Source organism: Pantoea sp. X-Soil-YNGN-775, from assembly GCF_059730575.1.
In genome coordinates this window covers 1,967,566-1,980,850 of the sequence record NZ_AP035945.1, presented here as the reverse complement: position 1 = coordinate 1,980,850, position 13,285 = coordinate 1,967,566, and the positions used below count along the sequence as shown (strand labels likewise).

Sequence of the window (13,285 nt, the reverse complement as noted above, 5' to 3'; positions counted from 1 at the left end):
TGAGTGAGCAGCTGACAGACTCAACCGGTTACGCCGCCCTGTCCAGCGCTTAAGGCGATCCGCTGACGTAAAAAGTCGATAAAGCTGCGCACCTTTTCCGCAACGTGTCGGGTATCCGGGTAGACGGCATAGATACCCTGCATCGGAAACGCGTAGTCCGGCAGCAGATGACACAGGCTGCCGCGTTCAATCGCCTCACTCACCAGCCACGCCGGCAGCAGCGCGACCCCATTGCCCTGCAGCGCAAATGCCATCAGTGCCGCCGCGCTGTCTGCCGAAAACCTGACCGGCCGGGTTATCTCAAACGGAATCATCTGACCATCCGGACCGCTCAGCTGCCAGCGTAGCGGGTCGGTAAGCCGGTTGTGCACAATCCAGTCAGCCTGGGCCAGCGCGCTCAGCGAGTCAACCGGCTGGTGGTTCAGCCATTCCGGTGCGGCCACCGGCAGTATGGCAAAACGATCCAGCAGTGCCGCCCGATGGGTGGAATCCGCTAACCGGCCGAGTCGGATAGCCACATCAAAACGGCCGGAAATCAGATCGTCAGTCGCGGTCGAGGCGACGTGCCGGATACGCAGATCGGGATGCTGCCGCTGAAAGGCAGTGAGCGCCGGAATGATCATCTGCACCCCATATTCCGGCGTACTGGTGATATGCAGCTCGCCGGTTAACCCGCGGTGATCGCGCTGCACGTCGTCAAGCATCCCCTGCGCATCCTGCAACAGTGTCACGCTACGGCGATAAAAGGCGTCGCCTGCCGCGGTCAGCGCCAGCCGTCGGGTGGTGCGCAGCAGCAGGCTGACGCCCAGCTCCGCTTCAAGCTGCCGCAGGCTGAAACTCACTGCCGCTTTAGTCTGGCCGAGCGAAGCGGCGGCGGCGGTAAAACTGCCGCTCTCCACCACCGCCACAAACATCGCCACCCGCTGTAGATTGAGCATCGGCATCATCCTTATTGTCAAAAATGCGTTGACAGTATATCGCTGAATCCGGAGTTTATCTGACATTCTGCCGCGCCTAAAGTGTGCTCATCGTTCCGGAGAGAGCCCACTTATGACCTATCGTAGTAAAGTCGCCACGGTATTCCTGCTCGGCTTTTTTATCGACCTGATCACCCTGTTTATCGGCAGCGTCGCCTATCCGACTATCGGCCACAGCCTGCATGCCTCGGTGGCAGAGCTGGCCTGGGTGAGCAACGGCTATATTCTTGGCCTGACCTTAGTCATCCCGCTCAGCGCCTGGCTAAGCCAGCGTATCGGCGCGCGGCGGGTATTTCTGATCTCCTTACTGTTGTTCAGCGTGGCAACCGCCGGTGCGGGACTGGCACCCAGCCTGGCGGCGCTGATCGGCTGGCGGGTCATTCAGGGCATCGGCGGCGGCCTGATTATTCCGGTCGGTCAGGCGCTGACCTGGCGTCTCTATCCGCCACAGCAACGCGCCAGGCTGTCGGCGGCGGTAATGCTGGTCGGTCTGTTAGCCCCGGCGTTATCACCCTCGCTGGGCGGCCTGCTGGTGACAACGCTTAGCTGGCGCGGCATCTTCATGGTCAGCCTGCCCGTTTCACTGCTGACGCTGTTACTGGCCGCCTGCTGGATCAAACGCGAACCCCTGCCCGCCATCCGGCCGCCGCTGCATCTGACAGGCCTGCTCAGCGGCTGTGGCGCGCTGGCTACGCTGTTACTGGGATTAACCTGGATCAGCGATCCGGCCCGGCGACCGCAGGCGGTTGCGCTGCTGCTGTCCGGCGGGCTGCTGGCTACCCTGTTTATCCGCAGTAGCCGTCGCCATGCTCATCCGCTGCTGCCGATGCATCCCGGCCAGCTGATGCGCTTCTCAATGATCGTCTATCAGTGCGTGCCGGGAATGTTTATCGGTCTCAGCCTGCTCGCCATGTTCTATCTGCAGGCACAGCTCGGGCTGACGCCGGTGGCGTGCGGCATGCTGATGCTGCCGTGGTCGCTGGCGTCGGGACTGGCGATCGTGCTGACCGGTAAACGCTTCAATCACACCGGCCCGCGTCCGCTGATCGTCACCGGCTGTCTGCTCCAGGCGCTGGGGATAGGCGTACTGGCGCAGGTCAGCGCGCCGGCACCGCTGCCGGGGCTGATACTGGCTTTTGCCCTGATGGGGGCTGGCGGCAGCCTGTGCAGCAGCACCGCTCAGAGCAGCGCATTTCTTGAAACCGACGACGATGCGCTGCCGCACGCCAGCGCCCTGTGGACGGTTAACCGCCAGCTGAGCTTTTGCTTTGGCGTGGCGCTGCTAAGCCTGTTGCTGGATCTGCTCTCCGCCCATCTGGCGTTACCTCTCGCCTACCAGCTGACCTTTTACAGCGCCGCGCTGATCGGCCTGCTGCCGATTCTGGCCAGTTTTGGTTTTGATAACCGCGCCATTGTCCGGCGCTTATCCCCCCACAAGGAGTCCGTATGAACCGTTATTTTCGTGAAGTCATCGAAGCCCATCAGGCGATAGAAGCCTGGCTGAGTGCAGGCAGCGGCGACGCGCTGCTGAGCCGTTTTGATACCGACTTTTCAATGATTACCCTGAGCGGCGCGGTGATTGATTACGCCGCACTGAGCGCGATGTTCAGCAGCCAGCGCGCCGCCCGGCCAGGCCTGCAGATTACGCTCGATCGGCTGACCTTACTGGCGGAATGGCCGCAGGGCGCGGTGGTGTTATACCGTGAGCACCACCACCAGCCGGGCCAGACGCCGATTGTCCGCTGGTCCAGCGTGCTGTTTACGCGACAGGGTGAGCGGCTACTGTGGCGGCACCTGCACGAGACGCGCCAGCCAGAGTAGTCAGGGTTGCCAGGCGGCGTGCTGCAACACCACCCGATAGCCATCAGCATCCAGGAAGGTGATGCCCTGCCGATCCCAGTAGGGATTAAAGGCCGGACGCCGCTGGAATCCCGCCTGATCCATCCGCTTGCAGTGGGTCAGCCACTGCTCTCTGGCCGGAATATAGAGCACCAGCAGGTCGTCGTCGGACACCTGCGGCGTCAGCGGATGGGCATCACAGCGGGTAAATTCCAGATGCCAGTTTAAATCGGCCCGCCCCAGCATCACGCCGCTAAATCCCTGATGCTGTTCAAACGCGCCGATCGGGCTGAGCGCCAGGCCATGACAGTACATTCGGCTGCTTCGGTTCAGATCGGTCACCGGTCGGGCGATACGCAGTTGTTGAATATTCATCGCTTTCTCTCCTTCAGGTTTACTGTTATTTATCACAACATTCCGTTCTCTCTGTTACGCCGGGTGCGCAACCGCACCCTGCCGAGGCTGATACCATGCTGCACACTGAACGTTTACTGCTACGGCCGATCCGGCCAGAAGATGAAGCCGATTTGTGGCGTATCTATGGCGATCCCGCCACCAATACCTTTAATCCGGCCGGTCCGTTGCGCGATCGCCAGCAGGCCCATGACGTACTACAGGCATGGCTACAGGGCTGGCAGGATGACGGCTTCGGCCGCTGGGCGATTGCCCGTCAGGCGCATCCCGATAAGCCGATTGGTTTTGGCGGCCTGAGCGTGCACCTGCAGGATGAACGGCGGATGAATAATCTCGGATACCGCTTTGAAACCGCCGCCTGGGGCCAGGGATACGCCACGGAATTCGCCTGCTTCACCGTCGGTTATGGCTTTACGGCGCTGGCGTTAAGTACCATTGAAGCGCGGGTCAGAAAACACCATCAGGCGTCGATTAAGGTGCTGGAGAAAGCCGGGCTGCGCTATGTCAGTGAGATTCAGGACGTCGCCAATGCTGCACCGAGCCAGCTTTATGCGCTGTCGCGCGCAGCGTGGCTGGCCCGGCCGGCGTGAATCCGCCATTTTTTCCGCAATTTTTTCCAATATTCCTCTCGCCCGCCGGTGATGAAATCGGGTTTCCTTTTTACTGCTAACAGGAAGCCTGATGCCAGCCTTACTCCTCACCCAATTCATCCTGCCGGGCGGTGCCGCATGATGCCATTTTCTAATGGTTTTTTGCTGAGCCTGTCGTTGTGCCTCGATATCGGTATCGCGAACATCGCGATGATCACGCTGGCGATGCAGCGCGGCTATTTCCAGGGGTTCTGGCTGGGCATCGGGACCTGCGTCGGCGATCTGGTGTATGCGCTGCTGGCGCTCTCCGGCATGGCGGTGCTGCTGCAGTTCAGCGCGGTACGCTGGGTGTTGTGGATTGGCGGCAGCGCTATGCTGCTGTGGTTCGCGGTCAAAATGGCGTTTGCCGCCGCCCGCCCCGCAGCGCCGGTCGGTCTGGAGACGGCCGCGCCGCCGCGCCCGCTGAAACGTGAGTTTTCCCGTGGCGTACTGCTGGCGCTCTCCTCGCCGAGTGCGATTCTGTGGTTCGCCACCGTCGGCGGTGCGCTGATTTCCCGCATCGGTCAGCAGAGCGCGGCCACCTCATCCGCCTTTCTCAGCGGCTTCTTCATCGCCGGCGTGCTCTGGACCTGCGCCTTGTGCCTGGTCGGGCATCTGGGCGGCCGGGCGCTGGGTCAGCGCTTGCTGAAATATTGCGCCATCGCCTCGGCCATCATCTTCAGCTATTTCGCTGTCTACGTAATCGTCTCTGGCTATCGGGAATTTATGCTGCCGTGAGCGGTGTGCCGGGCATAGTCATGCGGCGTCACGCCCATCACTTTCCGGAAGGCATTGATGAAATGACTCTGATCGTAAAAGCCCAGCGCCAGCGCCGCTTCCAGCGGATGGACCCGGTTACGCAGCAGCTGACGGGCCCGGTGCAGACGCAGCTGCATATGATATTGCAGCGGCGGCAGACCGGTGTGGCGGGTAAAGCAGCGTACCAGGTGATACTTGCTCACACCCGCCTGGCGGGCCAGATGGTCAAGCGAAGGTTTGCTCTCCAGCGTCGCATGCAGTTCAGCTTTGACCGCGGCCACCAGCCGATGCTCTGCCGGGTCAGCCGGCGCTTCGGGTTGCAGCAGTTCGCCACACAGCGACAGCAGCCGCTGTTGCTGATCCGCCAGCTCATGGTCCCGGCTCGCCGCAGCGAAGTCACATATAGCGCTAAACAGACGCGGTTCGTCCAGCACTCCTTCACGCAACGCCGGTGCCTGCTGGTGACTGACCAGGTTGTGCGCGCGGGCAAGGCTCTGCAGCAATGACTGTGGCAGATGCACGCTGATAAAGCTCACCCCCTGACGATCGAATCGCGAGGCCTGCAGCGTGGCCGGATTGTATAAGGTGACCTGCCCGGCCTTCACCTCGGCGGTTTTGCCCGCCAGCCAGATCTGCTCAACGCCGGTCAGGTTGGCGCTGATCACATACTCATCATGCAGATGACGTGGGAAAACCGCGTCGCAGGCGCTGACCTGCGAGCATTCAATGCCGTTAAAACTGAACCACGCCGAGGAGTGTAGCGCCATTCTGTCGCCCTTTTTTGCCAGCGGATTTTTGCCAGCGGATCTCTCTGTCACGATGAATCATCACACCATTTTGCCGTTGCGAATGCAATCGGTCCGCCGCCGTTCACGCCGTGCCGAATGCGGGTCAGCGCTCCCGTTGTCAGCGGGCCCCGATCTCATACCGCCCACAGCGCTAAACGCACCCTGTCAGATGTCATCTACACTTTGTCGACGTTCACCTGGCAATGCACAGCGCGTTGCCCCGCACTAAAAGGATGACAGCATGACTGAACACGCGACGCAGAACCACGCCTGGTTACTGGCCTCTCGCCCACAGGGCGAACCGACCAAAGAGAATTTCCGCCATGTAGCGCAGCCGATACCGGAACTGAAAGAGGGTGAAGTGCTGCTGCGCACTATCTACCTTTCGCTCGACCCGTACATGCGTGGCCGCATGGATGAGGGTAAATCGTATGCCGCGCCGGCCGAACTGGACCAGCCAATGGTCGGCGGTACCGTCTGTCAGGTCGCTGAATCAAAAAACAGCGATTTCCAGAGCGGCGACTGGGTACTGTCGCAAAGCGGCTGGCAGGAATATGCCGTCTCGGATGGCAAAGAGATCGCGAAGCTGGGCAACGATCTGCCGCACCCATCATGGGCACTGGGCATTCTCGGTATGCCAGGCTTCACCGCCTACATGGGCCTGATGGATATTGGTCAGCCAAAAGCCGGTGAAACGCTGGTGGTGGCGGCGGCGACCGGACCGGTCGGGGCGACGGTTGGCCAGTTAGGCAAACAGCAAGGCTGCCGGGTCGTTGGGGTCGCCGGAGGTGAAGAGAAGTGCCGTTATGCCGTGGATACACTGGGCTTTGACGCCTGTCTCGATCACCACAGCGCCGATTTTGAACAGCAGCTGAAAAATGCCTGTCCGGACGGCATTGATATCTACTTTGAGAACGTCGGGGGCAAAGTGTTCGATGCGGTGTTCCCGCTGCTGAATACTGCGGCGCGCGTGCCGGTCTGTGGGCTGGTCTCCGCCTACAGCCAGCGTGAGCTGCCGCCCGGCCCGGACCGCACCTCGTTGATCATGGCGGGCATTCTTAAACGCCGGATCCGCATGCAGGGCTTTATCATCTTCCAGGATTACGGCGATCGTTATCCGGAATTCCTTGAGGCGATGCGTCCACTGGTGGAAAGCAAAAAAATCCACTATCGCGAGCATGTAATTGAAGGACTGGAGAATGCGCCACAGGCGTTTATCGATATGCTGAACGGCAAAAACTTCGGTAAAACCGTGGTGAAAGTGGCATCGTAAGGTAAAGCGTGCAGCGTCACTGACGCTGCACGCCGGTTGATCAGTGCGGCAGTCGCGACACGTGCTCTGCCGCCGCCCGGTTCGCCGCCTGAACCGCAGCCGCCAGCGTTGCCCCGTCGCTTAAGCGCTGACACAACACCCCGACAAAGCAATCGCCCGCGCCATGGGTGCTGACCAGCGTCACTTTCTGCGCCGCCAGACTCTCGCTGTGGCCGGCCTCGCTATACGCCACGCCATGTTCGCCTGCGGTGACCACCACCCGGGCAAAACGTCTGCCCAGCGCCTCAGCAGCGGCCCGCGCCGAAGCCAGATCCTGCACGCTGATCTGACACATATCGCGCGCTTCAATCGCATTCACCACCAGCAGATCGATACAGCGTTCAAACTCCGCTGACAGCGTTCTGGCTGGCGCAGCATTAACGCACACCGCAATGCCACGCGACCTTGCCGCCTGTGCCGCCCGCAGATTGACCGCTTCCGGCACCTCATTTTGCAACACCAGCATCGTCACATCCTGCCAGAAAGCCGGCTGGTCAAACGCCGCCAGCGCAATGTGCTGGTTGGCGTTTGAGACCACCACTGCGCCATAGTCGCCTTCGGCATCGGTAATCGCCACGCTGATACCTGACGGCAGATGATCGACAGTGGTGACCGCAGTGCAATCCACTCCGGCCTGTAGCAGCTGATCGAGCAGAAAACGGCCTTGCGGATCGCTGCCGACCGCTCCGGCAAAGCGCACCGCTGCGCCCGCACGGGCTGCGGCCACCGCCTGATTACCGCCCTTGCCGCCAAACTTATAGTGACAGGCGCTGCCCATCACCGTTTCGCCTTTCTCCGGACGATGTGGCGCGTCCAGCATAATGTCGTAATGAAGACTGCCGGTGACTGCAATTTTGCTCATAGCTAGAATTCCCGCAGATCCTGAACCGCATGCTGGGTTTTCATCAGGTTTTTCTCCGCCCGCTTTAAATCTTTCTTGGCGATAGCGACAAACAGCGCATCCAGAATATTCAGCTGGGCGATGCGTGACGCGGCGTTTTCCCCTAACAGATGCGATCCCTGAGACGTTGAATTGAGGACCACGTGCGCGCTGCGAGCAATCGGTGATTCGGCATAATTGGTAATGGCGATCACCTTCGCGCCATTCCGTCCCGCCAGTTTCACCGGATCGTTCACCGCACGCGTGGCACCCGAATGACTGATGGCGATAACCACATCGTCATCAGATAACACCGCGGCGGACATCAGCATAATGTGGGCGTCATCATAGGCGGTCGACTTAATGCCTATCTTCAGCATCTTGTGCGAGAGATCGCGCGCAACCGCCGCCGATCCGCCCACCGCATACAGATCGATATGACGCGCTTTAAAGATAATGTCCGCCGCGCGATTAAATTCAGAGACATCCAGAATCGACAGGGTCTCTTCGATGGCCTGGATAGAGGTTCTGAATACTTTTGCCAGCAATTGTTCCGACGAATCATCCGGCTCAATTTCCGCATGCAGTCCCGCCACCTCAGACTGATTGTAATAAATCAGGCTGCTTCTGAAATGCCGGAAGCCGGTGAAGTTAAGCTTTTTGGTAATCTTAACGATCATCGCCTCAGAGACATTATTCTCACCGGCAATCTCTTTTAATGACGACTGCTCGGTCATGTCGGTTCTGGCGATAATCGCCTCAGCAACACGGCGTTCTAACGGCGTCAGCTGGGGCAAACGCATACGAATCTGAGCACCAATGGCTCGTGGATCTTGCTTCATTACTTGCCTCGGGTCGCCCGGTCAATCAACATCGCTATGATAATAATCAGACCGGTAGCGAGCAATTGATAAAAGGCCTGAATGTTCAGTAAGGTCAAACCATTACGTAACGCACCCAGGATAATCACGCCAATCAGGGTGCCAAACACGCTGCCCTTGCCGCCCATTAACGAGGCGCCGCCAATCGCCGCCGCCGCGATAGCATCCAGTTCCCACAGGTTACCGATGGTCGGCTCCGCCGCGCCCAGACGGCCAATCAGGATCAGCGACGCCAGTGAGGCCAGCAAACCGGAGAAGATGTAGACCGTGACTTTGGTGCGCTTCACCGGCACCCCGGCGACCCGCGCCGCCTCTTCGTTGCCGCCGATGGCCAGAATGTATTCGCCCAGCGGGGTTTTGTTCATCACCGTCCACAGCAGCAGCGCAATCACCGCCACCACCACGATCGGCATCGGGACCCCAAACAGGGTGCTGTTGACCAAGCTGCGAAACGACAGCGGAATGCCGAAGATCGGATTACCGCCGGTGTAGATCAGCGCAATGGCGCGAAACAGCGACAGACCGCCGAGCGTGACGATAAAGGGTTGCAGGCCGGCATAGGCAATCAGCGTGCCGCTGAACAGGCCACACATCGCCCCGACGCCCAGCGTAGCGAGGATCGCCAGCGGCACCGGCACCCCGGCTACCATCAACGTTGCGCCCAGCACCGCCGACAGCGCCGCGGTCGGACCGACCGAGAGGTCGATACCGCCAGAGATAATCACCAGCGTCATCCCCAGCGCAATTAAGGCGTTAATCGAGGACTGCTGCAGAATATTCAACAGGTTCGGCAACGTAAAAAATACCGGCGACAGAAATGAAAATGTCACCACGATAATTAATAATCCAATTAAGGTACCGGCATCGCGCAGATTAAATTTCAGCAGCGCGGGCGTGCGCACACCCGCCTGGGGAGTCGTCTGAGTCATCATAGTTATAACCTTCAATAGGGTCCGGATAAGAAGTCAGGCAGTCGGTTAACTCTGTTTAATGGCAAAGCGGGCAATATTCTCTTCAGTGATCGCGCTGCCGGTTAATTGCTGGGTTATTCGCCCCTCGCGCATTACCAGCACCCGGTCGGCGATCCGCATGATTTCGGTCATTTCAGACGAGACCACCACAATGGCTTTGCCCGCCTGAGCCAGTTTTTCAATTAAATGGTAAATTTCAGACTTGGCGCCGATATCAATGCCGCGGGTCGGTTCATCAAATAAAAAGACGCTGGCATCCGCCGCCACCCAGCGACCAATAATCACTTTTTGCTGATTACCGCCGCTCAGCGTGCCGATACTTTTCTCGATATCCAGCGGCCGCAGTTTTAAATCGCCCATCACCGTTTGTGCTTTGCGGTTCAGCCGCACCTGGCTGAGTAAACCGCCGAAGGTGAAATGGTGCATCGAGGGCAGCGCCATATTCATCTTCACCGCCCGCTCTTTAATGATGCCCTCTTTTTTGCGGTCTTCCGGCACCAGACCGATGCCGGCTTTGATGGCAGCACGCACGTTATGGTTCTTCACCGGATTACCGTTGACGCTTACCGTGCCGCTGGTGCGTTTGTCGATGCCGGCAATCAGCTTCAGCAGTTCAGTACGGCCCGCGCCGACCAGCCCGGCAATGCCCAGCACTTCACCGGCTCGCACGCTGAAGTTGGCCGCCACCACCGCGTTGCCGCGTCCGAGGTTCTCCACCCGCAGCACTTCGCGGTCGCTGACAAACGCCTGGTGGTCGAGCTTGTCGATCTTACGCCCGACCATTTTGGCGACGATGCTCTCTTCATCCTCATCACAGATATTGACCACCCCAACCTGTTTACCATCACGCATGATGGTGGCGCGATCGCAGACCCGGAAGATCTCATTCATCTTGTGCGACACGTAGATCAGCGAGACGCCGGTCGACTTGAGGTCAGCAATCAGCTCGGCCAGCCGATCAAACTCGGTCGGCGTCAGGCTGGAGGTCGGCTCATCCATGGCGATGATTTTGGCGTCATCGAGCAGCGCCCGGGCAATTTCAACGATCTGCTGCTGCGACACCTTGAGATTCTTAATCGGCGTGCTGGGATCGATGCTCGGGTCCAGCGTTTTCAGGATCAGCGTCGCCCGCGCCAGCTGGGCGCTTTTATCCACCCAGCAGCCACCGGCTCGGGTCAGCGGACGACCGAGAAACATATTCTGCGCCACCGAGAGTTCGGGAACGTGCTGCAACTCCTGATGAATCATCGCGATACCGGCGTGACGGGCGCTGAGCGGATTCTTCATCTGCACCGCCTGCCCGTTGACGCTGATTTCGCCGCTGTCCGCCGCCCGCACGCCGGAGAGAATATTCAGCAGCGTTGATTTGCCGGCTCCGTTCTCGCCAATCAGGGCATGCACTTCGCCGGGCCGCACTGAAAAATCGACGTTCTGCAGCGCGGCGGCGTTGCCGTAGGTTTTACTGATGCCACGCATCATCAAACGATTCTGTTCCATGGGCACTCCGCCTGACTTATTGCTGGGTCAGCAGCTGACGTAACCGGGTGTTGTCTTTGGTCGAAAAGGCCTCGACGTTCTCTTTGGTGATCAGCGCCTGCGGGGTTGAAATCACCCGCGAGAGTTTCTGGCCGTTGATCAGGCGAATCATCACATCCATCGCTACTTCGCCGGTCAGCACCGGGAAACTGTCCACTGTGCCGGTCAGTTCGCCGCGCTTGATTGAGGCATAGGCGTCAGAGATACCGTCGGTGCCAAAGATTGCCACCTGCGCTGCTTTGTTCTGCGCCCGTACCGCTTCCACCACGCCGAGCGCCATGGTGTCGTTGTTGGCGTAGAAACCAATCAGGTCCGGGTGCTGTTGCAGAATGGTCGAGGCGGCGTTAAACGCCTGCTCGCGGCTCCAGTTGGCCGGTACGCTGGCGGCGATAGTGAATTTGCCGTTGGCCTGCAAGGTCTCTTTAAAACCACGGGTGCGCTGTCCGGCCGCGTAGACGCCCGGCTGCCCTTCAATCACCGCCACTTTTCCGCCCTGCGGATGGTGTTCAATAAACCATTTGGCTACCCGCACGCCGTTGTCTTTCTGCACGTTACCGACGTAATACTGCGCGTTGGGCATCACCGCATCGTTGACGTTAACCACCGGGATATTCTTGCTGTTGGCGGTTTCCAGTGCCGGTTCGAGGTTGATGTCGGTCTGCGGTGAAACCAGCAGGCCGTTAAAGCCCTGCGAAATCAGGGTTTCGGCAATCGACAGCTGACCGAGCTGATCGTCTTCATTGGCTGCCGCCTGATACGCAACGGTGAAGCCATATTTTTTCGCCACGTTCTGATAGCCCTGGCCGAGTGAACGCCAGTATTCGTTGGTCAGAGTTTTCGATACCCCACCAATCTTCAGCGATTTGTCCGCGTTGGGCAGCGCACCATATTTGGTATCGAGCTGGGTCCAGTCAGTGCGATCCGGTTCGGTGTCGGACTGCAGCGGGGCCAGTTCAGCCGCATAAACGGTGCTGCACAGCAGTGAGGAAGCGATGACGGCGAGCAGGAGTTTCTTCATACAATGGCCTTTTCTTCTCGGGTGTTGGGGAGAGGTTTTTCTGTTTTATCGGCGCTACAGCCGTTAGCGCGCCAGCATAATGTCATTGACGATCTGCTGTGACGCCACCGCATCCTGGCGATCGATTGCCGCCTGTAATGGCGCGTTGTCATCCAGCTGCTGACACAATCTCAGTAGGCGGGTGACGGTGGCGATATTGCTTTCCGCTTCACGAATCGGGTCAAGGCCGCTGGCATCCGGGAAGGTATCGAAGTAGTAGGCTCCGCTGTAGCCGTCACGCTGCATCTGCCAGAGAAACTCCAGCGTGGCGCGTGGATTGACCGAACCCACCATCAGTCCGTCGTCGCGTTTGCCCCAGCCGTCGTTCAGATCCAGCCCCAGCAGGCGGGAACGGCGCGCCACCATCGCCGCTGCGTACGCCGGGATCTCATTGGCAAACAGCACGTGGGCGAAGTCGAGCGTGATGCCGAGGTTCGGGCAGCCCGCCTCTTCCACCGCCAGCAGGCAGGTGGTGGCATTGGGGAAAATACTGTAGGCCCGTGGCTCGTTGGGTTTGTATTCAATACTGACGTCGACGTCCGGCGCATACTCCGCCACTTCACGTACCGCGCTGACCGCATCTTCCCAGATCTTCTTGTAATCCGCCTGGAAGCAGTAATCGAAACCATCCTGCCCCATCCACAGCGTCATCAGCCGTGAGCCAAACTCCCGGCCGGTGTCAATGCCGCGCTTGGTCAGCTCGATCGCCTCACGACGTATCTTCGCATCCGGATGGGTGAAGGCACCGATTTTGAACTGCGGCGCATCCCAGCGCATCTGCATGCCGTTGACGGCCAGCCCGGCGTCGGCAATCGCCTGACGTAGGGTCGGGATGTCAGTGGTGAGGTGCTGCGGGAAATTGAGATCGAGATGGGTTAAGCCCTTCACCTTACCGGCGCGGGCAATCATCTGCAGCACCGACGGTTTGCCCTGTAAATCGGGCCAGTAGAGATGAGCGCCCGAGGCGAAGGAGTTAAGACGAGTGGCGAATTTCAGTTCGGACATGGTGATCAATCCTTCAGATAGCGACTTGTGATGTACTTTCCATATTCACAGTTATTTGTGAAGTTATGCATTAATCTACTCTATGTGCTGTGCTGCGCAAGCGTCGCAGCGCTGCTGAATCTCTGAACTGAGAGAGCCATCACGAAATAGTTTCGTGGAGTGATTAGATGAATTGCGCGGACCGGTCTCTGAAAAAACTGCGACAACAAGGAGTTAGACGAGGAAGGTGTCAGGCGA

General features: G+C 59.2%; 14 protein-coding genes. 5 read left to right on the top strand and 9 right to left on the bottom strand.

Annotated features, from left to right (window positions below; all coding sequences use genetic code 11):
- Positions 1-20 precede the first annotated feature (20 nt).
- On the bottom strand, positions 21-938 hold the full coding sequence (locus AC6I8I_RS09350; protein ID WP_312756948.1) for a LysR family transcriptional regulator: 918 nt from the start codon (positions 936-938) through the stop codon (positions 21-23).
- A 112-nt stretch (positions 939-1,050) separates the two neighbouring features.
- Here AC6I8I_RS09350 and AC6I8I_RS09345 point away from each other — a divergent pair, with 112 nt between their 5' ends.
- Together AC6I8I_RS09345 and AC6I8I_RS09340 are read left to right on the top strand one after the other, a co-directional pair.
- Complete coding sequence (locus AC6I8I_RS09345; protein WP_312756946.1) at positions 1,051-2,427, top strand: MFS transporter; 1,377 nt, start codon at positions 1,051-1,053, stop codon at positions 2,425-2,427.
- Complete coding sequence (locus tag AC6I8I_RS09340; RefSeq protein WP_497820044.1) at positions 2,424-2,798, top strand: DUF4440 domain-containing protein; 375 nt, start codon at positions 2,424-2,426, stop codon at positions 2,796-2,798. The genes AC6I8I_RS09345 and AC6I8I_RS09340 overlap by 4 nt, the downstream gene beginning before the upstream one ends.
- Here AC6I8I_RS09340 and AC6I8I_RS09335 read toward each other — a convergent pair whose 3' ends face one another.
- Positions 2,799-3,191: a VOC family protein gene (locus AC6I8I_RS09335; RefSeq protein WP_312756942.1), complete on the bottom strand. Its 393-nt coding sequence runs from the start codon at positions 3,189-3,191 to the stop codon at positions 2,799-2,801.
- A gap of 95 nt (positions 3,192-3,286) precedes the next feature.
- Here AC6I8I_RS09335 and AC6I8I_RS09330 point away from each other — a divergent pair, with 95 nt between their 5' ends.
- Entirely contained in the window at positions 3,287-3,820 is a 534-nt protein-coding gene (locus tag AC6I8I_RS09330) for a GNAT family N-acetyltransferase (protein ID WP_497828596.1), read from the top strand.
- Positions 3,821-3,958: 138 nt separating this feature from the next.
- Positions 3,959-4,597 carry a LysE family translocator gene (locus AC6I8I_RS09325; protein WP_312756938.1) on the top strand — a complete coding sequence of 213 codons (639 nt, stop codon included), beginning with the start codon at positions 3,959-3,961 and terminating at the stop codon, positions 4,595-4,597.
- Here the strand turns inward: AC6I8I_RS09325 and AC6I8I_RS09320 are convergent.
- Positions 4,573-5,436, bottom strand: coding sequence for an AraC family transcriptional regulator (locus tag AC6I8I_RS09320; RefSeq protein ID WP_497828595.1), 864 nt, complete (start codon positions 5,434-5,436; stop codon positions 4,573-4,575). The two genes, AC6I8I_RS09325 and AC6I8I_RS09320, sit on opposite strands and share 25 nt — an antisense overlap.
- A gap of 211 nt (positions 5,437-5,647) precedes the next feature.
- Here AC6I8I_RS09320 and curA point away from each other — a divergent pair, with 211 nt between their 5' ends.
- A complete protein-coding gene (gene curA, locus AC6I8I_RS09315; protein ID WP_312756935.1) occupies positions 5,648-6,679 on the top strand; it encodes an NADPH-dependent curcumin/dihydrocurcumin reductase in 1,032 nt (343 codons plus the stop codon).
- A gap of 40 nt (positions 6,680-6,719) precedes the next feature.
- Here the strand turns inward: curA and AC6I8I_RS09310 are convergent, their stop codons facing one another.
- The 6 genes from AC6I8I_RS09310 to AC6I8I_RS09285 form a co-directional block, all read right to left on the bottom strand.
- A complete protein-coding gene (locus AC6I8I_RS09310) occupies positions 6,720-7,580 on the bottom strand; it encodes a PfkB family carbohydrate kinase (RefSeq protein WP_312054688.1) in 861 nt (286 codons plus the stop codon).
- 2 nt (positions 7,581-7,582) lie between these two features.
- Positions 7,583-8,440 (bottom strand): MurR/RpiR family transcriptional regulator, encoded by an 858-nt coding sequence (locus tag AC6I8I_RS09305; protein WP_312054690.1) that lies wholly within the window; start codon positions 8,438-8,440, stop codon positions 7,583-7,585.
- Positions 8,440-9,411, bottom strand: coding sequence for an ABC transporter permease (locus AC6I8I_RS09300; RefSeq protein WP_312054691.1), 972 nt, complete (start codon positions 9,409-9,411; stop codon positions 8,440-8,442). The genes AC6I8I_RS09305 and AC6I8I_RS09300 overlap by 1 nt, the downstream gene beginning before the upstream one ends.
- Before the next feature lie 45 nt (positions 9,412-9,456).
- Positions 9,457-10,947 carry a sugar ABC transporter ATP-binding protein gene (locus AC6I8I_RS09295; protein WP_312054692.1) on the bottom strand — a complete coding sequence of 497 codons (1,491 nt, stop codon included), beginning with the start codon at positions 10,945-10,947 and terminating at the stop codon, positions 9,457-9,459.
- A 16-nt stretch (positions 10,948-10,963) separates the two neighbouring features.
- Complete coding sequence (locus AC6I8I_RS09290; protein ID WP_312054693.1) at positions 10,964-12,004, bottom strand: sugar ABC transporter substrate-binding protein; 1,041 nt, start codon at positions 12,002-12,004, stop codon at positions 10,964-10,966.
- A 63-nt stretch (positions 12,005-12,067) separates the two neighbouring features.
- Positions 12,068-13,048, bottom strand: a complete 981-nt coding sequence (locus AC6I8I_RS09285) for a TIM barrel protein (protein ID WP_312054695.1) — start codon at positions 13,046-13,048, stop codon at positions 12,068-12,070.
- Positions 13,049-13,285 lie beyond the last annotated feature (237 nt).

Coding starts and splice junctions, on each gene's coding strand:
- AC6I8I_RS09325 (WP_312756938.1), top strand. CDS start 3,959: ATGATGCCATTTTCTAATGGTTTTTTGCTGAGCCTGTCGTTGTGCCTC.
- AC6I8I_RS09305 (WP_312054690.1), bottom strand. CDS start 8,440: ATGAAGCAAGATCCACGAGCCATTGGTGCTCAGATTCGTATGCGTTTG.
- AC6I8I_RS09345 (WP_312756946.1), top strand. CDS start 1,051: ATGACCTATCGTAGTAAAGTCGCCACGGTATTCCTGCTCGGCTTTTTT.
- AC6I8I_RS09295 (WP_312054692.1), bottom strand. CDS start 10,947: ATGGAACAGAATCGTTTGATGATGCGTGGCATCAGTAAAACCTACGGC.
- AC6I8I_RS09290 (WP_312054693.1), bottom strand. CDS start 12,004: ATGAAGAAACTCCTGCTCGCCGTCATCGCTTCCTCACTGCTGTGCAGC.
- AC6I8I_RS09340 (WP_497820044.1), top strand. CDS start 2,424: ATGAACCGTTATTTTCGTGAAGTCATCGAAGCCCATCAGGCGATAGAA.
- AC6I8I_RS09330 (WP_497828596.1), top strand. CDS start 3,287: ATGCTGCACACTGAACGTTTACTGCTACGGCCGATCCGGCCAGAAGAT.
- AC6I8I_RS09350 (WP_312756948.1), bottom strand. CDS start 938: ATGCTCAATCTACAGCGGGTGGCGATGTTTGTGGCGGTGGTGGAGAGC.
- curA (WP_312756935.1), top strand. CDS start 5,648: ATGACTGAACACGCGACGCAGAACCACGCCTGGTTACTGGCCTCTCGC.
- AC6I8I_RS09310 (WP_312054688.1), bottom strand. CDS start 7,580: ATGAGCAAAATTGCAGTCACCGGCAGTCTTCATTACGACATTATGCTG.
- AC6I8I_RS09300 (WP_312054691.1), bottom strand. CDS start 9,411: ATGATGACTCAGACGACTCCCCAGGCGGGTGTGCGCACGCCCGCGCTG.
- AC6I8I_RS09285 (WP_312054695.1), bottom strand. CDS start 13,048: ATGTCCGAACTGAAATTCGCCACTCGTCTTAACTCCTTCGCCTCGGGC.
- AC6I8I_RS09335 (WP_312756942.1), bottom strand. CDS start 3,191: ATGAATATTCAACAACTGCGTATCGCCCGACCGGTGACCGATCTGAAC.